At 41.2% G+C, this 24,054-nt stretch carries 17 protein-coding genes; 13 read left to right on the top strand and 4 right to left on the bottom strand.

Annotation, left to right across the window (positions count from 1 at the left end):
• The first annotated feature begins 43 nt into the window (after positions 1–43).
• Positions 44–625: a thioredoxin family protein gene (locus BV372_RS34775; protein ID WP_086692182.1), complete on the top strand. Its 582-nt coding sequence runs from the start codon at positions 44–46 to the stop codon at positions 623–625.
• A 186-nt stretch (positions 626–811) separates the two neighbouring features.
• Here BV372_RS34775 and BV372_RS34770 read toward each other — a convergent pair whose 3' ends face one another.
• Positions 812–1,324: a hypothetical protein gene (locus BV372_RS34770; RefSeq protein ID WP_086692180.1), complete on the bottom strand. Its 513-nt coding sequence runs from the start codon at positions 1,322–1,324 to the stop codon at positions 812–814.
• Between the two features lie 518 nt (positions 1,325–1,842).
• Here BV372_RS34770 and aroA point away from each other — a divergent pair.
• The 7 genes from aroA (at position 1,843) to BV372_RS34725 (ending at position 13,725) form a co-directional block, all read left to right on the top strand.
• Entirely contained in the window at positions 1,843–3,192 is a 1,350-nt protein-coding gene (gene aroA, locus BV372_RS34765; RefSeq protein ID WP_086692177.1) for a 3-phosphoshikimate 1-carboxyvinyltransferase, read from the top strand.
• A gap of 658 nt (positions 3,193–3,850) precedes the next feature.
• The gene (locus BV372_RS34760) at positions 3,851–4,201 is read left to right on the top strand and encodes a BON domain-containing protein (protein WP_086692172.1); all 351 of its coding nucleotides are present in this window, start codon (positions 3,851–3,853) and stop codon (positions 4,199–4,201) included.
• Positions 4,202–4,361: 160 nt separating this feature from the next.
• A complete protein-coding gene (locus BV372_RS34755; RefSeq protein ID WP_086692169.1) occupies positions 4,362–4,739 on the top strand; it encodes a hypothetical protein in 378 nt (125 codons plus the stop codon).
• Between the two features lie 775 nt (positions 4,740–5,514).
• Complete coding sequence (locus BV372_RS34745; RefSeq protein ID WP_256973645.1) at positions 5,515–6,873, top strand: AAA-like domain-containing protein; 1,359 nt, start codon at positions 5,515–5,517, stop codon at positions 6,871–6,873.
• A 113-nt stretch (positions 6,874–6,986) separates the two neighbouring features.
• A complete protein-coding gene (locus tag BV372_RS34740; RefSeq protein WP_086692163.1) occupies positions 6,987–9,686 on the top strand; it encodes an AAA-like domain-containing protein in 2,700 nt (899 codons plus the stop codon).
• 254 nt (positions 9,687–9,940) lie between these two features.
• The gene (locus tag BV372_RS34735) at positions 9,941–13,105 is read left to right on the top strand and encodes a tetratricopeptide repeat protein (RefSeq protein ID WP_086692160.1); all 3,165 of its coding nucleotides are present in this window, start codon (positions 9,941–9,943) and stop codon (positions 13,103–13,105) included.
• 278 nt (positions 13,106–13,383) lie between these two features.
• Positions 13,384–13,725 carry a helix-turn-helix transcriptional regulator gene (locus BV372_RS34725; RefSeq protein WP_086692154.1) on the top strand — a complete coding sequence of 114 codons (342 nt, stop codon included), beginning with the start codon at positions 13,384–13,386 and terminating at the stop codon, positions 13,723–13,725.
• 153 nt (positions 13,726–13,878) lie between these two features.
• Here BV372_RS34725 and BV372_RS34720 read toward each other — a convergent pair whose 3' ends face one another.
• From BV372_RS34720 to BV372_RS34710, 3 genes are all read right to left on the bottom strand, one after another.
• Positions 13,879–14,559: a polysaccharide deacetylase family protein gene (locus tag BV372_RS34720; RefSeq protein WP_086692231.1), complete on the bottom strand. Its 681-nt coding sequence runs from the start codon at positions 14,557–14,559 to the stop codon at positions 13,879–13,881.
• Between the two features lie 643 nt (positions 14,560–15,202).
• Positions 15,203–15,439: a heterocyst-inhibiting protein PatX gene (gene patX, locus BV372_RS34715; RefSeq protein ID WP_086692151.1), complete on the bottom strand. Its 237-nt coding sequence runs from the start codon at positions 15,437–15,439 to the stop codon at positions 15,203–15,205.
• 109 nt (positions 15,440–15,548) lie between these two features.
• Entirely contained in the window at positions 15,549–17,315 is a 1,767-nt protein-coding gene (locus BV372_RS34710; protein ID WP_086692148.1) for an FAD-dependent oxidoreductase, read from the bottom strand.
• Between the two features lie 267 nt (positions 17,316–17,582).
• Here BV372_RS34710 and BV372_RS34705 point away from each other — a divergent pair, with 267 nt between their 5' ends.
• The 5 genes from BV372_RS34705 (at position 17,583) to BV372_RS34685 (ending at position 23,968) form a co-directional block, all read left to right on the top strand.
• The gene (locus BV372_RS34705) at positions 17,583–18,053 is read left to right on the top strand and encodes a helix-turn-helix domain-containing protein (protein WP_256973644.1); all 471 of its coding nucleotides are present in this window, start codon (positions 17,583–17,585) and stop codon (positions 18,051–18,053) included.
• Positions 18,054–18,100: 47 nt separating this feature from the next.
• Positions 18,101–18,628 (top strand): PIN domain-containing protein, encoded by a 528-nt coding sequence (locus BV372_RS34700; RefSeq protein WP_373270824.1) that lies wholly within the window; start codon positions 18,101–18,103, stop codon positions 18,626–18,628.
• A gap of 72 nt (positions 18,629–18,700) precedes the next feature.
• Positions 18,701–19,747: a zinc-dependent dehydrogenase gene (locus BV372_RS34695; protein ID WP_086692143.1), complete on the top strand. Its 1,047-nt coding sequence runs from the start codon at positions 18,701–18,703 to the stop codon at positions 19,745–19,747.
• A gap of 111 nt (positions 19,748–19,858) precedes the next feature.
• Positions 19,859–21,151, top strand: coding sequence for an inorganic phosphate transporter (locus tag BV372_RS34690; protein ID WP_086692140.1), 1,293 nt, complete (start codon positions 19,859–19,861; stop codon positions 21,149–21,151).
• Between the two features lie 624 nt (positions 21,152–21,775).
• The gene (locus BV372_RS34685; protein ID WP_086692138.1) at positions 21,776–23,968 is read left to right on the top strand and encodes an EamA family transporter; all 2,193 of its coding nucleotides are present in this window, start codon (positions 21,776–21,778) and stop codon (positions 23,966–23,968) included.
• The last annotated feature ends 86 nt before the right edge of the window (positions 23,969–24,054 follow it).

The raw sequence follows: 24,054 nt of genomic DNA, 5'->3' as shown, positions 1-24,054 counted from the left end.
TGACAGTACCAGCCGTTTTTATGGACACAGTACCAGAGAAATTATGGCTTTAACTGCTTCTACAATGTTGCCTCTTGGCACTAATGCTCCAGATTTTCATCTACCAGAAGTAGTATCTGGAGAAACAATTTCCTTGGCTAATTTTGCCGATAAAAAAGCATTGTTAGTCATGTTTATTTGTCGGCATTGTCCGTTTGTCAAACACGTTCAAAAACAATTGGCGCTGCTAGGAGAAGACTATTTCACTAGCGATTTGGGAATAGTTGCTATTAGTGCTAATGATGCAAAAAACTACCCAGATGATGCACCAGAGTCTTTAAAGGCAATGGCAACAGAATTAGGGTTGAAATTTCCCTTGTGCTACGACGAAACTCAAGAAACTGCCAAGGCTTATACAGCAGCTTGTACCCCTGATTTTTTTGTATTTGATAGCGAACGCAAACTCGTTTATCGGGGACAATTGGATGATAGCCGACCAAGTAATGGCAAACCTGTAACAGGCGCAGATTTACGTGCAGCTATTGAAGCGGTGCTGACAGATAAACCTGTACCAGATGAGCAAAACCCAAGTATTGGGTGCAATATCAAGTGGAAAGCTGGAAACGCACCCAGCTATTTTGGTTGATCAAACTCTGAGTTGAAAATAGGGAATAGAGAAAGAAATATTTCCATCCTTTTTGCGGGCGGTCGCCTGTGGGGATCTGTCTTCAAAAGTTGATGTTGAGCTTAACAACTAAGCAGCCAGATGCGAGAAGAAAAATTCACCCTCGCTATAGTTTCTGAACTAGTGAGGGTGAATATAAATTTGCGATTAGTGTTTGATTTCCAAATTGAGGATGTAGCGTCCCAATTGGACTTTTTCTGCCCACAATTCGTACTCTATGCGCAGATGCTCTGGCAAAGTTTGCCCACTGAGGACCATAGCGGTCGTGAAATTACGTAGACGGATAGGCTCGTTAGGTTGCAATGACTCAGTTGGCAACCAGTAACGGCTTACACCATAAACACCCTGTTCCCAGAAGTGACGATAACTCACTTGAGCGTTACCTTGCATAGTCATGATTACCCGGTAAGGGGAAATCTCCAGCCATAAAATCCTCGGACTGCTGGGTGCATAAGCATTGCTCCTTTTTTGAGGAGGCGTGTCCTCTGGATTGAGGGAACTCACTATTTCGCAACTTATTAAAGGCGGTGCAGTCAACAGTAAATGAAAACGGTCAGTATCTTTTTGATACAATGTCCCGGCAGTTTCCACAACCGACCAGACTGGCAGGTCAGTGGAAATAAGTGATAAGCACACGGGCTTGCGGTGATGGGTCAGCATGGGAGCGATAAGGGCTAAAAGCTATTGAACAAAAACAAATCAACACCAGGGTCTCTAGCAGGTCAGGGTCAGAAACTAAATTGTGAAACATGCTTAGATATTAACTGAATCTGCTTATTTGGTAAGCCAGATAAATAAAATTGAAAATACTTAGGGTACGAATTTAAAAAGCAAAAACTGCGATTTTTATCCGGAAAGCTAATTTCAAAGTAAATTTAGGGAATATATTGTAAATAATCTTTAGATTACGAAATTAATATAGCTGGAGTATTTGGTGAAACACAAGAGGAAGGATTTTCGTAACTTTTAGAAATGTATAGTGTTAACAATTGAACATCAAATTTACTAAGATTGCTAAGAGAAAACTGACTCCTTCAATAAGTAAAAGTATCAAATTTGGTAGATTTGATTAAGTTTTATAGAGCAAAAGGCGATAGGATACTAGGGAGGAAGTCCACAGCCGCGGCACACGCAATCGCTTATGTACTTCCGGTGTATTCAAAAGCCAGTGTATCCTAATGTCGGCTGCTGTTATAACCGTAGAAACGCAAAAAGACCTTTCACATAATTTAATTATCCAACGACCTCCTTTTGGGCTATCCTTGCAAGGTCGTATCCGGGTTCCAGGTGATAAGTCTATCTCTCATCGTGCTCTGATGTTGGGTGCTATAGCCCAAGGTGAAACTGAGATTCAAGGGCTTCTCTTAGGAGAAGACCCCCGCAGTACTGCTAGTTGTTTTCAAGCAATGGGCGCGGAAATTTCTGAACTCAACACAGATTTAGTACGAGTTAAAGGTATTGGGTTAGGGAATTTACAAGAGCCAGTAGATGTATTGAATGCTGGGAATTCTGGCACTACACTGCGTTTGATGTTAGGACTGTTGGCATCACATCCAGGGCGCTTTTTTACAGTCACAGGCGATAGTTCCTTGCGATCGCGTCCCATGTCCCGTGTAGTTCAACCTTTGCTGCAAATGGGGGCGCAAATTTGGGGACGCAAAGGTAATTCTCTAGCACCCCTAGGAATTCAAGGACAAGCCCTCAAACCAATTCACTATTATTCCCCCATCGCCTCTGCGCAAGTGAAATCTTGCATTTTACTTGCTGGTCTGACAACTGAGGGACAAACCACCGTTACCGAACCCGCCCTTTCCCGTGACCATAGTGAAAGGATGTTACGGGCGTTTGGTGCAGAACTCAGTGTTGACTCAGAAAGCAACAGTGTGACAATTACTGGGCCATCTCAATTGTCTGGGCAAAAGGTAATAGTCCCAGGCGATATTAGTTCAGCAGCTTTTTGGTTAGTAGCTGGCGCAATTGTTCCTGGTTCTGAATTAGTAGTAGAAAATGTGGGCGTTAATCCCACCCGCACTGGGATATTAGAAGCTTTAGCATTGATGGGAGCTGATATCGAACTGGAAAATCAGCGAGAAGTCGCGGGTGAACCAGTAGCCGATATCAGGGTGCGTTCCAGTAGTTTAAAAAGCTGTACGATCGCCGGTGATATCATACCGAGAATGATTGATGAAATTCCGATTTTGGCAGTAGCAGCAGTATTTGCCCAAGGAACGACAATTATTCGGGATGCAGCAGAGTTAAGAGTCAAAGAAAGCGATCGCATTACTGTCATGTCCCAGCAACTCAATAAAATGGGAGCAAAGGTCAGCGAACTACCCGATGGGATGGAAATTACAGGCGGTACTCCCTTAGTTGGGGCTGATGTAGATAGTTATACAGATCATCGCATTGCTATGAGTTTAGCGATCGCGTCGCTGGTTGCTACCGGGATCACTACGATTCACCGTGCGGAAGCAGCTGCGATTTCCTACCCTGGTTTCTTTAATACCTTAACGACGATTATTAACTAAATAATCGGTTCAGGATAGCTCACTCATACTTTGCCTATTTCATTCCCAAATGGTATGGGAATGAATTTTTATATAGACTTTCCATTAGAACTCGAAGCTCTAAATCTTAATTTGTTGGGATTTATGCAATAACTCTCTGAAAGCCTTATTCCTACCCTTCTCCTATCAGAGAGGCTGCGCGTAGCTTGCTTCCCCATAGGGGTACGGGAACACCTACCCTGCGGGAAAGGCTTCACCCAACGGCCAATGTGTCCTTTGTTTCCTACCCTGCGCGAAGCCACTTCTTGTCTATGTGGTTCGTTTTTTATTATTTTGCATAAGTCATCTTTGTTTTTTCTAATAAGTTTTATTTAGTTATTTTTGTCTGGCTATAGATATTTACTATGACACGAATGTAAAAAAATAAAAAATTACTTATAAAGCTCTTGCAGGCACTATCAATAACTTTGCTAAAGTATTTAACAAATAGTAACAATCATTTACTTGATGTTCTATTGGTTACGAGTTAATATTCTGCAATTCTTACAACTTACTTACTTGAGAGTCCATATTATTTTTTCAATATTTGCCTGTATGATATTGGCTACAATCAATTCAAATCAAAGCAAGTTAAACTAGTTGCGTAAATTCGAGATTTTGCATTGGAGAAAATACAATTATGGGCTGGTTACAAAGACTTTTTGGCATGGAAAAACCAGACGATGCCCAAGTGAACCCTGAGCCAAGTTTAGTTGCTGAGGATTCTTCAGAAGGCGAAACCATTGCTCCTGAGCGAGTAGGACTGAATGGAGAATATGACCAAAGTGGTTTAGCAAAAAGAGTTGCCCTTGCTTTTGATGAAGATGGTAGTTTCGATGATATTGATAGCCTTTATGTTGCTCAGACAGGAGGTACAGTAGTTTTAAAAGGATCAGTACCTTCTCAAGATATTTTAGATCAAATGGTCGAGACTGCTAGGGGAGTTAGTGGTGCTACTGATGTTCAAACCGACCAAGTTACAGTTGGCTAGAACAATTTTTTAATTAATGGGTGATTAGCTTACATAGGCTAATCAATTGTCAATTGCAATGGCATTTTTCAAAGCCATTTCGTTAGACAGCACTTACACAATAGTGCTGTCTAGAGCTTTCATGAATATATCCTTAATTATTCTTTGTAGTAGACATTCAATGAACACTCAAATTAAATTACGTCAATTTGGTATTGGGCTGACATTATTAAGTATTTTAATGTTAGTTAGTTGTGGTAAAAAACCCGAAGAATCTGCTAGCAATAATGCTGGAAACTCAACTGCTGTTTCTCAAGTTAAGCCTACTGCTAAAAGTGGAACTAATGCTGCGATTCCAGCAGCAGCACAAAAGTTAGGGGTTAAGCCACAAGGTGAAACTACTTGTCCAAGCAATGCACCTATTAAAGGGAAAGTTACTCAAAAGCGAGGCAATATATACCACACTGCTAAGTTACCTGATTATGCAAAAGTTAAACCAGATATCTGCTTTAAAGATACAGCAACAGCAGAAAAAGCTGGTTTTACAGCGCCTAAGTAAACCGATAGTTCTCTTCTTCTCAATAATTAATAGTACTGATTTTCGGTTTTAGATTGTAGAGAGGTTGTATACAACGTCTCTACAATTTGACTTTATCAATTTGGATGAAGAAGGAAACAGGTATGAGATGATAATCAAAATTAAGGGTGAAACATTGATGCCCTATAATAAAATTCTCACAAAAGTCAAAAAATCACGAATGTCATTCTGAGCGAAACGCAATATAGATGCAAAGCGGCTTTGTGAAGGTAGAGTCTCACAAGAAGTTTCGCTTCGCTCAACATGACAATTGAAGCTCTTTTGCAATAAGTTTATTAATTAATTCCAACTTGCGTAGGCGTAGCCCGTCGTAGACATCGCTCTTTTAGGCATGGTATCACTTCTTCTTCTCGTTCTGATCTTTGATTAACTGAGCAATCGATTTTAAAAGAATTTGACAAAAATATGACATTGCAATAATCACAGCTACTGCAATGCCCCCCTGCACGAGTATAGGGATTAAACCCTCTCCAGATAGTGTAAGGGGGGTAGTTGAATTGGCAGAGGCGAGAATAATTTGCTCTTGAGATGGTCTCAATTGCGAGACTTCTACAAGTTCACGGTCTAGATTTGGTCTCATATTAGATCCTGCCTAAACATGATAAAAATGACTATAACATGTATTTGATGAAAAAGTCTGTTTAATCAAGGATTTTAGTAACGAAATACTTGATTAGCTTTAAAAAGTCTGGAAAATAGCTAAGATAGAGTTAAGGTTTTGAATGGAAAGTAGATTTTGATCCCTCGTTTAACCATGAATTTTGAAGAAGCACGCAAGGTTGTAGAGGCAGCAATTCAGGAGCATGAACACAGACACCTGAATGATGTCGAATTGAGCATACTTCGAGGCTCTTGGGAGGGTCTGACTTATGATGAAATGGCACAAAACTCTCCGTATGAGGCCAATTATCTCAAAGGAGATGCTGGTTACAGGTTCTGGAAGTTACTTTCGGAAGTCTTGGGAGAATCGGTAAGTAAAAGGAATTTTCGGGCAGTACTGGAGCGATCGCAATTCTCCCACAAAGACAATACGCCAATGCCGCCAGTGAACTTGGCTGCTGACTCTTATTATGTGGAACGCCCACCGATTGAATCTCTCTGTCAAGCGGAAATTTTGCAACCCGGAGCGTTACTTAGGATTAAAGCTGCTCCTAAGATGGGCAAAACTGAACTGCTATCCAGACTGATCAATTATGCAGAAAAAGAACGGGGTTACAGAGCAGTTGATTTAAAACTGCGGCTAGCGGAAGAAACAGATTTTGAGAATCTGGATAAATTCTTGCAATGGTTTTGTAGTAGCGTTACTCAGATGCTGAAGATCGAGCCAGACAACAAAGTTAATGAACACTGGAATCAGCACCTTGGTAACAGCAAACTCAAATGCATGAACTATTTTGAGGATTATTTGCTGAAAGACAAGCCCATCCTAGTCTTAGGATTGGATGATGTGGATCGGGTTTACCAACATCCTGAAATTGCTGGAGAATTTTTGAGTTTGCTACGAACCTGGCATGAAAAAGCTAAAACTCGCGATATCTGGCAAAGACTCCGGTTGATACTGGTGTATACCCAAGAATACACTCTACTTGATCTAAATCGCTCACCATTTAATGTCGGTACACAAATAGAGTTAACAGAATTTAGCCCAGAACAGGTGAAAGATTTGGCAAAGCAACATGGACTTAATTGGGATAGTACCGAAGTTGAGCATCTAATGGACATGGTAGGAGGGCATCCGTATCTGGTGCAAGAAGCCCTAGAACATATTACACGGTGGGATACGAACCTGGAAGAACTTTTGCAACAGGCTCCTACGGAAACAGGCATTTATAGTGACCTTTTACAAGAACACTTGTGGAATTTGCAACGGAATCAGCAAAAGTATCCAAAACTTGATGCAGCACTCAAAAAAGTAGTGACAGCGAATTCTCCTGAGGAATTAGAATCGGCTTTGGCGTTGAAGTTAAAGGAACTGGGGCTAGTGAAGCAGCAAGGTAATGCTGTGGAACCACGCTGCAATTTGTATCGTTTGTATTTTGAGAGGATGTTTGCCAAGTCAACAAGTATACAAGGAAACCTCTCTTCTGCTTTTTGAGAGCCTTTGAAACCCCCATTCTTTCATAGGTAAGAGGGGGTTAGGTTTCGAGGTTTTGATGTTAATAACGATACTTTTAAAACATCTTTAAAGGAACGCTTGAAAGATCAACAATGAAACCAACACCAAACTCAACCTATAAATATCAAGTCGGGGGAAGCCTATCGATTGATCACCCTAGCTATGTGGTGAGATGGGCTGACGAAGAACTATATCAAGCATTGATGGCTGGTGAGTTTTGTTATGTACTCAACTCGCGACAAATGGGTAAGTCGAGCTTGCGAGTGCAAACGATGCATCGATTACAAGCAGAAGGTGTTGCTTGCGCTGAGATAGATATTTCCCTGATTGGTAGCGAGTCTATCAAACTAGATGAGTGGTATGGGAGCTTCGTCAATTTGCTATACAGCGAGTTCCAGCTTTCAATCAGCTTACAAAATTGGTGGAACTCTCGTGATCATCTTTCTCCTGTACAAAGATTGAGTGAGTTTATCGAAGATGTACTGCTGCAAGTTTCTGGGCACATCGTCATATTTGTTGATGAAATCGATGGTCTGCTGACATTAGACTTTAAGGACGATTTTTTTGGGTTGATCCGAGCCTGCTATAACAAACGTGCTGACCATCCAGAATACAGACGACTCACGTTTGCAATGCTAGGAGTAGCGACACCATCGGATCTGATTCAAGATAAAACTAAGTCGCCATTTAATATTGGTCAAGCGATTGAATTACATGGCTTTTCCCTAGAAGACGTAAAACCTTTAGCTCCAGGATTAGCCGGGACAGTCAAAAACTTTCACGCTGCATTCAAAGAAGTTTTGGCCTGGACGGGTGGTCAACCGTTTCTTACCCAAAAGCTATGTAAACTTATTGCTACCTCACCATCACCCATTTCACAAGGCAGCGAACCTCAGGACATTGAAAATCTGGTGCGCTCATCAGTAATTGAAAATTGGGAAACTCAAGATGTACCCCAACATTTAAAGACAATTCGCGATCGCATTTTAAAGAGTAAAAGTAGAACTGTTGCTTTGTTGGACACATATCAGAAACTCTTGCAACAGGGAGAAATTATCTCTGATGATAGTCCCGAACAAATAGAGTTGCGATTATCAGGATTGGTAGTCAAACAGAAGAATTCTTTAAAAATTTACAATCCTATTTATGAGGAAGTTTTTAACCAGACTTGGGTTGAGAAAGAACTGAATAATGTGCGCCCTTATGCCGAACCTTTAAAAGCTTGGTTGAAATCCAATCGTCAAAACTCCTATCTGTTGCGAGGACAACAACTTCAAGATACCTTGAAATGGGCAGCGGACAAAAGCTTAGGAGAGGAAGACGATCAGTTTTTACGTGCTAGCCAAGAATTAGAGAGAGAAAAAGTAAAGACACAAGCTAATCGCTGGCAGCTGGCAACTGCTGTGGCAGCTGCTACGGCCTTTGCCATTACTACTTTATGGTTAGGATTTTTGTGGTGGAAGAGAGACATATACTGCCCAGATGGTAAAGATAGGATAAACAGTGCTTGTTTAGTTTTATTTAGTAGCGGCAATAACAAACTCTTTAGTTCAAATAACTTTAACCCTGACCTTGAGAAAGGTAATGAAGCTTTCAACGAAAAAAATTATCCCGAAGCGATTAAGTTCTTTGAAAAAGCCGTAGATGGCGCTCCTAACGATCCAGAACCCCAAATTTACCTCAACAATGCCCAAGCTCGTCAAAAGGGTTCTCCTTTTAAGCTAGCAGTAGTAGTGCCGATAGAAAACTACACCACCGATGCTCAAGAAGTGTTGCGAGGTGTAGCGGATGCACAAACTAAATTCAACAACGCTGAGGGTTTAAATGGTAGGTTACTAGAGATTGTCATTGCCAACGATGGAAACAACCAAAAAGTAGCCACCGAAACAGTTGCTCAACGGTTGGCTGATCCTAACCAAAAAGTTTTAGGCGTGATTGGTCACAACTCCAGCGAAGCTAGTTTTGGCGCACTACCCGAATACGACAAAGCTGGCTTGGCTATAGTTTCTCCCACCAGCACCAGTTCAAAATTAAAAGGTAGGGTTTTCTTTCGGACGGTTCCGTCTACTAAGTTAGTAGCTAAAAAGCTAGCTGAGTTTACCAAAAACACTTTGGGTTTAGACAAAGTAGTGGTTTTCTTTGATAAGTCTAAAGAGAGTATCTACAGCAAAAGCGCGAAACAAGATCTTGAGGAAGAGTTAACCAAACGGAAGATTAGCATTGTCCGAACTGTTGACTTGAGCGATGGAAACTTGAATGCTCCGGCTGAAGTTGAGCGTAGTGTGAAACAGGATCAAGTACGAGCCGCTATTTTATTGCCAGGTGTACAAACAACTTCTGTCGCTATTTCTATTGCTAGGGCAAATTCCCAACTACCGCAGGAGCAAAGGTTGCAGCTGTTAGGTAATACGGCGCTATATAGTCCTAATACATTAAAACAGGGTGGATCTGCTATTGAAGGCTTAACTTTAGCTGTACCCTGGTTTGATGATGGAACCTCCTCCTACGCAAAAGAAGCAAGACAGAGATGGAAAGGACAAATCAACTGGCGTACTGCTGCTGGTTATGATGCGGCGCAAGCTTTTATTAAGGCATTATCCAAGGATGCCACAAGGGAAACAGTACTGAGAAATCTGCGGTCTGTCGATCTATCACCAAATGTCACTTCAGGGGGTAGACTTAAGTTTTCAGCAATGGGCGAGCCTATTAATAGAGAATACCGTCTCGTTCGGGTTGGTAAAGCTGGGATTGCTTCTCAAGGTTCCCAGTATGGCTTTCAGTTGCTTGAGTGAGAAACGTTAACTCATGAAGACTGACGCACTGTACAAATTAATCATGGTATGAGTTTACCAAAATAAGTTGTTTCAGGCTTTGATTAATCATTACTTTGATGATGAGTAAATAAACCCGCGCTTTTTGGATTTAGCATTGCTAAACCCCTACTTAAGCTTGGGGTTTTACGCTCGCTCAATAAAAGTTTTTAAATTTTTAATTCCGCGCAGAGCTACTAGAGTTATCTTAAGTATTGAAGATAAAAATTTTACTTATGCAACTACGTCTAATTACTGCTACACTCTTGCTGACATTAGCTTCTCCATCCTTACCCTTTCATACTTCAACACAAATTCTTGCCCAAGCACCAACGCCAACAGCCGAAGAAAAAATTACAGAGGCAGTTACTCTGAATAGTAACGGTGCAGATCTGGTATATAAAGATTTAGTTGGTTTGGGTGATTTGCAAGCAGGGTTAGAAATGTTTCAGCAGGCGTTGGCTATTTTCAAAAAATACAATGCTAAAGCTGGAGAAGCTAACAGTCTTACCAATATTGGCTATGTTCATTTGCGTAAGGGAGAATATGCTAAGGCGCTGGACTTTTTACAACAGTCTTTAGCTATTCGCAAACAAATACGCGATCGCCAAAATGAGTGGATACCTCTGTCCTACATAGGAGAAGTTTACACAAATTCAGGTCAATATCCCAAAGCACTTGAAGCCTATCAATCAAGCTTAACTATTCTTAAAGAACTGCAAGCAGCTAACCCCAAAGATTCTAGCTATTCTTCCAGTCAAAGAGGTTTGCTTGCTGATACCGGGGCATTGTATTTTAGGATCGGTCAATATCAAAAGGCATTAGAGTTTTATCAGCAAAGTTTAGTAATTCAGAAAGCAGATAGCGATCGCATTGGCAGTGCTGAGACTCTAAATAATATTGGAGTCGTTTACATCAATTTGGGAAACTACACTCAGGCGCTAGATTCCTATCAGCAAGCTTTAAGCCCTATCCAAGACAACTGCTATAAACAAAAATTAACTTGCTTTTATGGTACAGAAGCAGCAATTTTGAATAACATTGCAGGTGCTTATTTTAGCTTAGGGCAATATCAAAAATCTTTAGAATTTGCTGAAAAATCTTCAACTATTTACAAAAAATTCCGTGCTGGGGAATATAAAGAAACAAATAAAAAAGATATACAGTTACTCTACGATGCTCTAGGACAAAATCCCCAGGCTTTGCAACAAGTTACCAGCCGTGCCAATGTTGGCGATGCTTTTGGTAAAGATTCTTTTCAGTTTCAAGGCGAAGCACTAAACCTTAATAACATTGGACAAATTTACTTTAGTCAAGGTAAGTCTGAACAAGCGCTAAAGTTATATCAACAGGCTTTAGGTATCTACCAAGAAAATAAATATCAAGAAGGTATTGCTTTTACTCTTAATAATATTGGGCGTGTTTACGCTAATAAAAGCAAGTATAACCAAGCAATAGAGTCTAACCAGCAAGCTTTGGTTAATTATAAAGCAGTAGGCGATCGCACTGGTGAAGGTGTAACCCTAAGTAATCTCGGACAGATTTACCAAAAACAAAATCAGTCTGAAAAAGCTTTGGGATTGTATCAGCAAGCTTTAGCAATACATCGCGAAGTTAGCGATAAAGTTAGTGAAACCGCAACACTCAAATATTTAGGAGATGTGCTATCGCAACAAAATCAACCACAACTAGCGATCGCATTTTACAAACAATCAGTCAATCTTACCGAAACTATCCGCAAGAGTTTGCGCGTTGTTCCTACCGATATTCAAAAATCCTACACCGAAACTGTTTCTGAAAGATATCGCCGTTTAGCTGATTTATTACTCAAGCAAAATCGTTCAGCCGAAGCTCAACAAGTTCTAGATTTATTAAAAATACAGGAAGTTCAAGATTTTATTGGTAATAGTCGTGGCACTATTCAAAAAGTTGCCAATAGTCCAACAAAAGTAGTTAATACTCAAAGAGGAATAGCTAATAACGATTCTCAGCCACAACAAAGCTTACCTCTCAAACCGCAAGAACAAGAAATATCGCAAAAATATAGTGTAATTCAAGATAAAGTAATTGTTTTAGGCAAAGAACTCACAAGTCTGCGGAAAATTAATTCCAAGGAACGCACATCTACTCAAGAAAAGCGGATTGCAGAACTGGTAAAACTTGAACAGGAAGTTACTAGCGAGTTTAATAAATTTATCAAAAGTCCTTCTGTAGTAGCGTTGGTTCAGCAATTATCTGCAACTTCAGGACAAGAAAATCTCAGTTTACGCCAACTAAATTCTCTGCGGGATAATTTACGACAGTTAAATCAAAAAGCAGTACTACTTTATCCTTTGGTTTTAGAAGATAGATTAGAGTTAGTTATCGTCACAGCAGATGCACCACCCATACATCGCACAGTACCAGTTACAAAAGAAGAATTAAATAAGACAATTCTTGAGTATCGGCAAAGAATTCAAGTCCCTCATAAAAATATTAAAGAGCCAGCACTTAAATTGTATAACTGGCTAATTAAACCTATAGAAAATGAACTAAAACAAGCTGATGCTAAATCGATTATTTATGCTCCAGATGGACAATTAAGATATGTTCCTTTAGCAGGTTTATATGATGGTAAAGAGTGGCTGGTACAAAGGTTTATCGTTAATAACATTACATCTGCTAGCCTTACAAAATTCGACAACAAACCAGAAAAAGATATTAAAGTTTTAGCGGCTGCTTTTACAAAAGGCGACTATACAATCAAACTTGCCAATCGCTCAGAAGTTTTTAGTGGTTTGCAGTTCGCTAAACAGGAAGTAGAAAACTTAGCCAAGACAATTCCAGGAACTAAGATACTCTTAGATAATATTTTTAGCCCTTCAGCTACAATCCCCCAAATGAATGATTTCAAAATTGTTCATTTAGCAACTCATGGACTGCTAGTAAAAGGTAATCCCGAAGAGTCCTTTATTCTGTTTGGTGATGGTGAACGTGTAACTCTAAGAGATATAGAAAATTGGTCTTTACCGAATGTAGATTTAGTAGTTTTGAGTGCTTGCCAAACAGGCTTGGGAGATACATTAGGTAATGGGCAAGAAATTCTTGGTTTAGGATACCAGATTCAACTAACAGGAGCTAAGGCATCTATTGCTTCATTGTGGTCTGTATCTGATGGGGGAACACAGGCTTTAATGAATGTATTTTATAAAGTATTGCGATCGGGGAATCTGACAAAAGCTGAAGCCTTACAAAAAGCTCAAATTGCTTTAATTTCAGGTAATTATTTGGGCTACGCTAAAACACCACCAATAGCTAGCAAGCAAAATAAAGGTAATAGTATGTTAAGTGCTGCTTCTGAAAATCAATTTAGTCATCCCTTTTATTGGGCACCCTTTATTTTGATTGGTAATGGTCTGTAATATCAGTTAACAATAGGGTGGGCATTGCCCACCTTAACTAGAGAAGAAGATGTATTCTGAAACACAATTGCCAAATAAATTCACATTTCTAAGTGCAAACGTGTATACATATTTTACGAAAACTATCCTGGATAATTATGAACAAAGGTATCAAAAAGCAGTTATCAACTACCTCGCTAAAGGAGCAGATCAAAATTTTTTCTGGTGTTTTTTAAGCGCTGCTTTTTTTTGGTGCTAGGATCTACGACTATAAATATTCAAACAAAAGTGCTATAGCTGTGAAACAAAAGCCAAAACCAAGGATCGCTTTGCTTCGAGAAAAGGCAGGGCTAACCCAGCTTGAGTTGTCACGTCTTGTTGGCGTGACTGAAAGCACTATCCAGAACTGGGAAAGCGGCAGAACTGGGACAGACCATATTGAAAGAATCATTAGGTTTTGTAAAGCTCTTAATTGTCAAGTGGAAGACCTAATTGAGTATATGAGTGAGTCACCAGAAGCTCTAGGAGCACAACCAAGTTCGTTAAGTGAAATACATCATCTTTTAGGAACTGAGGAATCTGTCACTACTACCAGTACTGACGCGGAAGTAGCTTCAACGCGACATGCTAAAACTAGCTGAAATATATATTCAGCTAAATTTGCTGTAGCAAGAAACTTCAAGCTGAGTTAGTTATGATGTGCGGCAATTTGCTCTACCTCACTCTTTCACTTTGTAATGAAGATGTGAGGTTTTTGTAATTAAAAGTTAATTGAGTTAATGTTGATATGACAGCTAATGATAAATTTTAGCTTGCTGCCAGAGAGTATCAACGCTCACAAATTGATAACCTTTTTGTAGCAATTGTGGAATTAAGATTTCTATTGTTGCAGCAACATCTTGACCGCCATAAGCACCATCATGTAAAACAATAATTGAACCGTTTTGTACCTGCTTGAGAACGCGTTGCACTACGGTGTTGGCTCCTGGCCGCGACCAATCGACAGGCACGACACTCCACATCACTGGACGATAATTCCACTGGCGAAATAGTTTTAAAGTTTGGGGTGTAAAGAATCCGTTAGGTGGTCGGACATCCCTTACTTGTTCGGGTAGGAGATGACAAGCACTATAAATCGCAGCTTGGGTTTTTTCTAAACTTTCTCGAAGTTGTATCGGGGAAAGCAAAGGAAAAGAACGATGGTCATAACCATGCAATCCAATCCAGTGTCCGCGATCGCATACCGACTTAGCTACCTCTGGTGAGCGATTTACACAAGCACCCAACCAAAAAAAACTAGCTTTAATTTGATAACGGTCCAAAACTGCCAATACTTCTGGAGTGTATTGGGGATGGGGACCATCATCAAACGTGAGTGCGATCGTTCTTGAATTGCGATCGCCACTCCAAAGACAGTTAGGGAAACTTGGTTGGAGAAGACGATAGAGAATTGGCAAGAGGGGAGCAAGTTGCATTTTGATTATATTTGCTACTTTTACTCGCTTATGATGCAAGCATTGCACAAGTTCAACAAAGCTTTTTTGCCAGATGCGGATCGACAGACAAAGGAAATTCTCCACTAAGTCTGGTTCTAATCCTGCCGATTGCAAAATACTCGTGTTGAAACAGCACTAGCTTTCTACCATGCATTCAGAAATAACATCTGAGATTGCAGGTTGCAAAGTGCGGAGTACTCGCCACTTGGTCTAGGTGTATTAATTTAAAGTGAATTTCTCTATCAACTGGGTTACGGTTTCTGAATGTAGATGGGCTTGGTAAATAATTTGGACTTGATCTAGAGTTAGAAGCCCTTAATCTGAACCGATAACCTCAATGAGATACTTGAAATAAAAGGAGTTAGAAGCAGTAAACGTAGCTTTTTCAGAAACGGTGATGCGATCAATACAGGCACTCAGGTTTTTTTACATTCGGAACATCAGGGTGGGATTTGACTATGAATACACAACTTACGGATGGAATACTGAGCAAATGCTGATGTACTAAGTGTGTTGATTACGCTCGCTTTACTAAAAAGTTTGTGTAAAGGATGTCAAGCAAAACACTCCATAAGTCTGTAAATTTAACTCCCCTGAAACATGCACAATGCTGCTAAAGTTGTTAAACAGCAGAACGAACATTTCCGTAATATTCCATCAACTCTCTGCGCCCACTACCGCGATGCGGTGTAGGTTTTTCGGGTTGATTGGGCTTTGGTTTAGGTCTGGCGGAGAGTAACTGTTCTGAAGCCGAGGAGGCCAGCAACAGATGAGATACGCGATTGACTATTGCTTGATAGTCAAAAACTAAAGTAGCCATTACCAGACTTGAGGCTAAAAGTGAAACTACAGCACGCATAGCAGATGTTTATTTTAGAACTCACTAATTCACTGCTACTTAGTTTTTATTACTGCATCCGGACAATTCCCTAAAAAGTATTGTTTTTTACAGAATAAAAATAAATACCTTAAACATCGATATGTTCTGCTAGTAACCAATTACCAGCAGGGTTCAAGCGACCCCAAACTGTGAGCAATTGCTGATGGTTACAAGCTTGTAGTTGTAAATCAATACCCGATCGCAAGGTCACAAGCTGCCAAGTATTTTGTTTATGAACTGTTGGTGAAATTATTGTGAATCTGTAATCCTGCTGAGCTTGGCGATTAAAAGTGCCTTTAAAATAGGAGTTTCCCCGTATTAATACTTGATTTGCCAACTGGTGATAATACTGAGACGATGATGAAGTTGGGCAATTGCCGTTGCAAGGATAGGCTTCTGGATTATTTAAGTAATATGTTTGCCAATGTAACCACTGAGAATCGTAGGGTAGTAAATTAAATAATGGTACAAGTGTCGCCGATGAGCGATCTTCCTTAAGTAAAGCTGTTTGCAGTGCCTTGATTGGTAAATCTCTCGGTTGACAATTCAACTCAACGCACATAGCCGCTGCCATTCCGGCGGCTTGACCAATGCCCATCACTACAGGTTGTAATCTGGTTGCCCCATTGGCAATATGAGAAACAGAAATATTCTTTTCACAAACCAAAAAACCGTCTGTTGTTGCGGGAATTAGGCAACTGTAGGGAATTGTGAAAGGAGTGCCAGTCCAGCGTCCTCCCCAGCGAATAGATTTAGGTTGGAGTGGCAAGCTGAAGCCAGGGTAATGGTGATCGTTGGCATAATTACCGATCGCAATTGCATCTATATTTAATGATGTAACCTGACCCCCTGTCACAGGTAAAATATCCTGTTCTCTCACAGTTGTAATTCCCACTAAGCGGCGACTTTCCCGGTAGTAGGGATGTAGTGCAAAAGCTGTGGCAGAATGAGGAAAAACCTGTGTAGACAGACCGTAGCGCCGCCCAAACTGTTTCTGAATAAAATGAGCGAAATTTTGGCTATGCCAGCGAGATTCTTGAATAAACTCATCTCTGCTTGCTTTTGGCTCTAACAGCCGCCCTAAATCTTTGCCGTAGTCATTACCACAGATAGGCCAATTCATCATCAATAGACCCCCAGGTAAGCGCCCGTAATTCAAAAATTGCTCTGCGCCATAGCCATCCCAAGCACCTGCAAACAGAGATGGATCGTAGTTAGGAGCAGAGGGGATTTCTGGAGCCACATCTGTGCCAAAATCTTGCATCAGCACCACCCCAGTGGGCGCTTGTACGGGATATTTTTCTGTGAGATGATTGGCGCTTTCTGGTGCGCTAGGTTCTCCCCATTGCGATCGCCATTCCCAGCCCCAACGATAAGGTATCTCAGCTAAAGCCAATAAATCGCCTAATTCTGTAGCGTCAAGAATAATCTTGGCTTTGACAATAAAATCACTAAACCGAACGCCAGTTACACAACTTCCCTGTCGAGAAACTTCTAATGGAATTTCTCCATCAATCCAATGCAGATTTGGTAACTCTTTTACCCAATCCGCAAAAATCTCTGCTCCAATACGCGGATCGAAACTAAAAAAGCTTACCCAGCTATGATCTAAACCTCCTGGCTGACGGTGCTGCAATTCTCGTAAAAACTCACCCCATAACCCCGTGTGAAAAGCTTCTAATTCATTACCATCAGGGACAGATACCCCAGCCGAGGTTAACATTCCCCCCAACCAAGGAAATTCACTCACCAGAATAGTTTTCGCGCCGCGTCGCGCCGCTTGAATCGCCGCCGCCGTACCACCAACTCCGCCACCTACAACTAAGACATCAGCTTGATATGTCTGATTCAGCATCTATTAACCCTGACTGGAATTAGGACATATTTAGGAATTACGCAAGTTTCATATTTTTTCGCAGAGGTTCTTAACCCTCACAACGAAAGATATATGTGCCAGTTGCGTAAGTCCTGATATTTTTACCAGTTGGGCGGACATTAGACAAGATAATTTTTTATTTCGGATATTTCGTTTATGTAGTGTGTATTATAAGATTATCAATACCATTAACGTCGTCAATACCTCTGACAACAACAAGCCCCATAACATAAGCGGGAGAAGATTATGTTATTTCGGCATAACGTGCCTCTAGAGTCTGTAATGCCTTCTGAACAAGAAGCTCAATCTATCAAGGAATTGGAGCGCATACTTAAAGAACAAGGCTCACAAGTAAAACTATTAGGAGCTAATGGCGAACAAATTGCCATTCCTAAATGCATTTATCAACTTTGGCAGCAAGTTGTCCATGCAATTGCATTAGGTCAGGAACTATCTATAGTCACCCAAGAACGAGAACTGACAACACAGCAAGCTGCTGATTTTCTTAACGTGTCACGCCCTTATTTAATTAAGCTATTAAAACAGGGGGAAATTCCTTACATTCAAGTTGGTTCCCATCGCCGGGTTAACTTTGATGATTTAACGAAGTATAAACAGCAGCGAGATGAAAAGCGTAAGCAAGGACTAAAAGAACTAACTCAGTTTCTTGAAGAAGAAGGATTTTACGATGAAGAGGCTAGTGAATTAAATCAGTAATTATGGCTTCTTTGTCTGTAATTTTGGACTCGTGCGTGATTTATCCCATGCCTCTTTGTGATACTTTATTGCGTGCAGCGGAGGCTGAGTTATACCAAGTTCATTTTTCCCAAGAAATTTTGGATGGTACTACTCGCAATCTTATCGCCAAGGGAAGGATGACAACTGCTAAAGCAGCACGCTTTCAGACAATGGTGAAAACACATTTTCCAGAAGCAATGGTAGAAGTACCTTCACCCTTGACGGAAATGATGACTAATCACCCAGGAGACCACCATGTTGTCGCTGCTGCCATAATTGCTCAAGCTAATGTCATTGTCACTTCTAACCTCAAACACTTTCCCAAAGAGGCGTTAGCTCCTTATGGCATTCAGGCTTTGCATCCAGATGATTTTCTGGTTTACCTGTATGAACAATACCCAGACAAAATTATTCAAGTCCTTCGCCAGCAATCAGGGGATCTCAAAAACCCACCCTTGACTGTTGCTGAATTGGTTAACAAGTTAGACCAAAATAATAGGGTACTAAAATTTGCTGCGAAAATTCGTCATGATTTACAAACCAGAACAGAGTAAATCTCAAGTTTTATAGCACAACATTGACCAGTAGATGTTACATCTAATAACGTTGAGAGGTGAAAAATCAACGTGAAAGCACAGGTATTTAGAGGCGTCAATCAACTTTCCTACGAAGAGATCCCAGTACCAACTCTGGAACCGGATGAAGTGCTGGTACAGGTACGAGTAGTGGGGTTGTGTCAATCAGATATTAAAAAAATTCGTTATCCCCTTTACGAACCGCCGCGCATTTTTGGGCATGAAACCGCTGGTACGATCGCATCTGTGGGTTCTGAGGTCAAAGGTTGGCAAGTGGGACAAAGAGTGGCGGTAATGCACCACATACCCTGTATGCGTTGCGCCTACTGCCTCAATGAAAATTATTCTATGTGTGATGTCTATAAAAACATCTCCACCACAGCCGGATTTAACGCCAGTGGCGGCGGTTTTGCCGAATATGTCAAAGTACCCGGTCATATTGTGCAAAATGGCGGTTTAATTCCCATTCCCGATGAGATAAGTTTTGAAGAAGCAAGTTTTGTAGAACCGACTAACTGCTGCTTAAAGGCAGTAAAAAAAGCTCAAATTGCACCCGGACAAACCGTGTTGGTAACTGGTGCGGGGCCCATTGGCTTAATGTTCATCATGTTGGTGAAGTATTTCGGAGCCAGAGCGATCGCCACCGATTTACTACCCTCTAGAATTGAAAAAGCTTTAAATGTGGGTGCAGAAGCCGCTTTTGACGCCCGCGATCCTGATTTACCTGCAAAAATCCATGCTATTACTGATGGGTTGGGTGTTGATGTTACCTTACTAGCTGTCCCCAGCGATAAAGCTTTCTTTCAAGCTTTGGACTGTACTCGTAAAGGTGGCAAAATTCTCTTTTTCGCGGAGTTCCCCGACGAAGTATCAATTCCCATCAACCCGAATCTCCTTTACCGCCGAGAAATTGACTTGATGGGCAGTTATAGTTCATCCTACCGTCTGCAAAATCTCTCAGCCGATATTGTATTTAATCGCCGTATTGATGTAGAAGCATTAATTAGCGATCGCTATCCCTTACAAGATTTATCAAAAGCTGTGGATCAAGCGATCGCTCCTACACCAGAAACCTACAAAATCTTAATTTATCCCTAAATAACTGGTCATTAGTCATTAGTCATTAGTCATTTGTCAACAGTCAAACATTTCTTCCCCCTGCTCCCCTGCTTTTTCTCCGTTGTCTTCCTTGTCCCCCATTTCCCCAAAATGCTCATCACTCTCGCAATCGTCGCTCTGCTAGCTTTCTACGTCGCTTGGAATCTCGGTGCTAACGATGTTGCTAACGCAATGGGAACCTCTGTTGGTTCCAAAGCTGTGACTCTGAAACAGGCGTTAATCATTGCTGGGGTGTTAGAGTTTGCAGGTGCGGTATTGTTTGGGCATGAGGTAACGGAAACTCTAGCGACGAAAGTTGCCAACCCCGCCTTATTTGCTGCTACACCCCAAATATTAGTGATGGGGATGGTAACGGTGTTACTAGCATCTGGAGTTTGGCTCCAAATTGCCACATCGCGGGGTTTGCCTGTATCTTCTTCTCATGCAGTTGTGGGTGCGATCGCCGGATTTAGTTGGGTAGCTTTGGGAGTTGGTGCAATTGATTGGTCATCCATTGGCTTGATCACCATTGGCTGGATTTTAACGCCCTTAATTAGTGGTGCGATCGCCGCTTTATTTTATAGTCAAATCAAACGCTGGATTTTAGACCAACCCAATCAATTGGTGCAGTTAAACGAATGGCTTCCCTGGTTGAGTGCGTTGCTTCTGGGGATATTTGGTGTGATTGTCCTCCCATCGCTGACTCAACCCCTGACAAATTTTTTAATTGACCAATTTGGGTTAAATCTACCTACTTACGATATTCCCCTATTCACAGGTGCAGTAGCAGCAGTTGGGCTGACTTTCTATAGCTGGCAACAATTAGATAACAGTAAAATTCAACATCCAAGTTGCGCTGAAAGCGCACCAAAGGTGCAACCCAAAATTCAAAATCCGACTGAGCGTTTATTTGGTCGCTTTCAACTGCTGAGTGCTTGCTTTGTAGCCTTTGCTCATGGTTCTAATGATGTGGGGAATGCGATCGCTCCTTTAGCTGCGATCGTGTACATTAATCGAACTGGTAGCGTACCCATAGATGGCATTACTATTCCCATATGGATTTTAATGCTTGGCGGTGTCGGTATTGTGGGTGGTTTAGCCATCTGGGGTAAAAAAGTGATTGCCACCATTGGCGAAAATATTATTTCCTTGCAACCTAGTAGTGGATTCTGTGCCGAACTCGCAACTGCCACAACTATCTTACTTGCCTCCCGTCTAGGTTTACCTGTATCCACCTCCCATGCTCTTGTTGGTGGTGTGGTTGGCATTGGACTAGTACAAAATATTAAGTCAATTCAATTCCAAACTCTTAAGGGGATCGCGGCTGCATGGCTAATTACAGTCCCCATCAGTGCAATCCTTAGTGCTGCTATCTTTAGCATTGCCAAGATTTTTTTTCTGTAAAGATTACGCCTGAATCTTGATTAATTATTTATATTTTTCTAGCTTTTCCCTTGATCTGCATCCGCAACTTCTATATGCGAATTTAAGAAGGCTAAAGCCAAAATGTTCTTTTGCACAATGGCTGCTAATTCACTAGAATATTTTCCAGAGGTTAGCAGTATTCTTAATTTGCGCAAACCAATAATTTAATCCCGATTACAGATATAAACTGTCGCTTAAGTTACATTCAATAGTAATTAGTAGATAAGTTTAAGAATTGAGACAACCTGCTGGTAGCAAAGTATTCATTCACAAGTCTTTAACATTTACTATCTGTACAAAAAGAATACGTATGGATTTGGAGTAAGATTTTTTCTCCCGAAAAAATCCTGCTAAAAACATAGATGATTGAAAGAAGACTGACAGAATGTTTGCCTATGATCCTGAACGAAACCCAGTTTACTAAGTAATAAGCTAAATTAGATGCTTTGCCAACTCTGTGTTCAGCATGACAGAATTACGTTGATATGCGTAAGTCCTGTTAAAATTTTTGGTTTATCTGACGAACTCTAGGAAATTAGTATGAACGCCAAGCAGTTATACGGGAAGCAGCTTTATCGTCAAGGTGTTAGAGGTTAAAAGCTAATGGGGCGATTTGAGAAGCAACCAGACAACCCGCGAGTTAGAGGCGATTTATCCAGGGCAGCAGAAAATGCCCTCTGGGCGGTTGTTGAGGATTTAGAAAATCTTCAGCAGCACGTACTGAGGTCGTTGCAGGAAGAAGTAAAGCGGCTTCAGACGGAAAAAAATCGTTTAAGTGATGATATTCAGAAACTGCTTGATGAAAAAGAACAGTTACAACAGGTGCGGCAAATCACCGAGCAGCAGGTGCTAATCCGTCAGTTAGCAGAAGCTTTGGCAAAGCACATATCTTCGCAACTACAATCCTCGCTGACGACTTTAGCTAACCAAGCGATAGAGAGCAACGCCTACGAAAAAACAACATTGGGGTCAAAAGGGGAGAACAATGAGAATGTAGAGCAGCTGCTTGGCTCTTTAGATGATACTCTCACCATCACCTTTAACTCACTGCAACAAGAGCTGAAGAACTATCAAAGCAATCTTTCCCAACAGTTGTCTCGGATGCACAATCAACAACAGCAAGGGGAAGCGATCGTAGCGGAGTTAATTAATCGTTTGCAAGGTCTGGAAAAAACAATTGCAGAAACTCCACTAAAAGCTGCACAAGTATCACCACCTACTGTTTTGCAATTTCCTGAACAGCCAGGAGTAAAAGTATCGCCACGCACTGTTTTGCAACCACCGCAAGAGCAACAGAACATTTCTTGGGATTCCCCGCAGTCAGAACAGAGAAGCAGCCAAGCTAACGAGCCACTTACATTTTCACAAAGCCAAACTAGCTTACAGCCGGAAAATCCAAAAGCAACACTTCTGTCAGAAAGTGAAAATGTCACCGAACCAAGTTCTGTCATTTCTCAAGATTTGTCGGAGAACGAAACTACACCGGAGCCTACTTTTCCATTAACGGAAGTAACATATCCACCATTCAGGAGAAATGACCCTGAGCCGAGTTCTGTCATTTCCCAAGACTTTTCAGAGAGTGAAACTGCAATAGAGCCTATTCCATTACCAGAAGCCACAACCCCACCAGCCAGGAACAATCCTGATGAGCCAATTTCTATCCTTTCGGGAGATTTATCTGAGAGAGAAACTACACCGGAACCAGCTTTACCATCACGCAAACACGCAGTAGCTCCGCCATCACTAGGTTTACCTAGCTCATCAAGCTTATCGTCTATTCAGATAGGTTTCTTGCTGATTGTGTTGTCAGCGGTGGTGTCATCGCTTTACAACGTAGCTATTAAGGTGATTTTCCATCAAGGTTCTGAGATTTTAGGAGTAGTTGAAGTAGAGCGTTTGCTTGTGCCAACTTTAGGCAATACGCTATTAATTTTGATGCTGCGATTGCTGGTGGTTGTACCACTGATGTTGCTTTTAGCTCCAATGATGCATCCACGAGTCTGGGAAGACTTACAAACACTATTTAGCTCAGTACGCGGCGGTTCTACTCCTAGTAATACCAAGACACGAAAGATTTTGCAGTTGTCGATCGCTAGCGGATGCTTTTTGTTTTTATCGCAAGTGCTGATCTACATTGCTATTAGCCAAGTCACAACTGGGATGGCGATCGCACTTTTCTTTATCTATCCAGTCATTAGCGGACTATTGTCTTGGTTTTTATTCCGCGATCGCCCTAGCGTCTTCCGCACAGCAGCCATTGGTGGGGTTTTCTGCGGTGAGTTAATGATTTTGGGTGGTGCTAGTAGTATTTCTCTCGGTAATGTTCCCCTAGGAAGTAGCACAGCTATTTTGTCAGGAGTGGCTTTTGCTGTCTACGTCGTCCTTACACGCATATGTGCTAGCAAGCTGCATCCGGTGTCTTTTACTTTGATTAACTTCGCTACCATGTTGCTGTTGAGCTTTATCGGTTTGATGGTACCTTTACCTAGCGATTTAGGCTTAGTACTAGAACCTTCTAAGTTATTGGAAATTATTCTAAGTGCTTTTATTTTGGGTGTCCTAACTCTGTTGGGTTACGTGTTCAATAATGTTGGGATTCGCAAACTGGGTGCACCACGTTCGGCAATTATTGGTGCAAGTGTCCCATTCTTAACTGTGATTTTTGCTGGTTTGCTGATTCAAGAAAACTTAGAGTTTGTGCAAATTTTGGGAGTGCTGCTAGTAACTTTTGGCGCAGCAGCTTTTAGCTTTGAAAAAGTGCGAAATCAGCTTAATTCTTCTAATTCAGCAAATTAGATTGTCAGCAGTAGCTTTGGGAAACCCGCCTACGCTGCGGGAACGGCTGCGCCGAACAGGACTGGACTCACCACTTGCTTTAAGCA

The organism is Nostoc sp. T09 (assembly GCF_002154695.1).
GTDB lineage: Bacteria > Cyanobacteriota > Cyanobacteriia > Cyanobacteriales > Nostocaceae > Aulosira.
The sequence above is the reverse complement of the archived record's forward strand: the minus strand, read 5'-3'. Positions and strand labels throughout refer to the sequence as shown.

Bases quoted from the DNA above. Each gene is read 5' to 3' on its own strand.
- BV372_RS34735 (WP_086692160.1), top strand. From the start codon at position 9,941: ATGCAACTACGTCTAATTACTGCTACACTCTTGCTGACATTAGCTTCT.
- BV372_RS34770 (WP_086692180.1), bottom strand. From the start codon at position 1,324: ATGCTGACCCATCACCGCAAGCCCGTGTGCTTATCACTTATTTCCACT.
- BV372_RS34775 (WP_086692182.1), top strand. From the start codon at position 44: ATGGCTTTAACTGCTTCTACAATGTTGCCTCTTGGCACTAATGCTCCA.
- BV372_RS34720 (WP_086692231.1), bottom strand. From the start codon at position 14,559: ATGCAACTTGCTCCCCTCTTGCCAATTCTCTATCGTCTTCTCCAACCA.
- BV372_RS34740 (WP_086692163.1), top strand. From the start codon at position 6,987: ATGAAACCAACACCAAACTCAACCTATAAATATCAAGTCGGGGGAAGC.
- BV372_RS34690 (WP_086692140.1), top strand. From the start codon at position 19,859: ATGCTCATCACTCTCGCAATCGTCGCTCTGCTAGCTTTCTACGTCGCT.
- patX (WP_086692151.1), bottom strand. From the start codon at position 15,439: ATGCGTGCTGTAGTTTCACTTTTAGCCTCAAGTCTGGTAATGGCTACT.
- BV372_RS34705 (WP_256973644.1), top strand. From the start codon at position 17,583: ATGTTATTTCGGCATAACGTGCCTCTAGAGTCTGTAATGCCTTCTGAA.
- BV372_RS34700 (WP_373270824.1), top strand. From the start codon at position 18,101: ATGCCTCTTTGTGATACTTTATTGCGTGCAGCGGAGGCTGAGTTATAC.
- aroA (WP_086692177.1), top strand. From the start codon at position 1,843: ATGTCGGCTGCTGTTATAACCGTAGAAACGCAAAAAGACCTTTCACAT.
- BV372_RS34710 (WP_086692148.1), bottom strand. From the start codon at position 17,315: ATGCTGAATCAGACATATCAAGCTGATGTCTTAGTTGTAGGTGGCGGA.
- BV372_RS34760 (WP_086692172.1), top strand. From the start codon at position 3,851: ATGGGCTGGTTACAAAGACTTTTTGGCATGGAAAAACCAGACGATGCC.
- BV372_RS34755 (WP_086692169.1), top strand. From the start codon at position 4,362: ATGAACACTCAAATTAAATTACGTCAATTTGGTATTGGGCTGACATTA.
- BV372_RS34685 (WP_086692138.1), top strand. From the start codon at position 21,776: ATGGGGCGATTTGAGAAGCAACCAGACAACCCGCGAGTTAGAGGCGAT.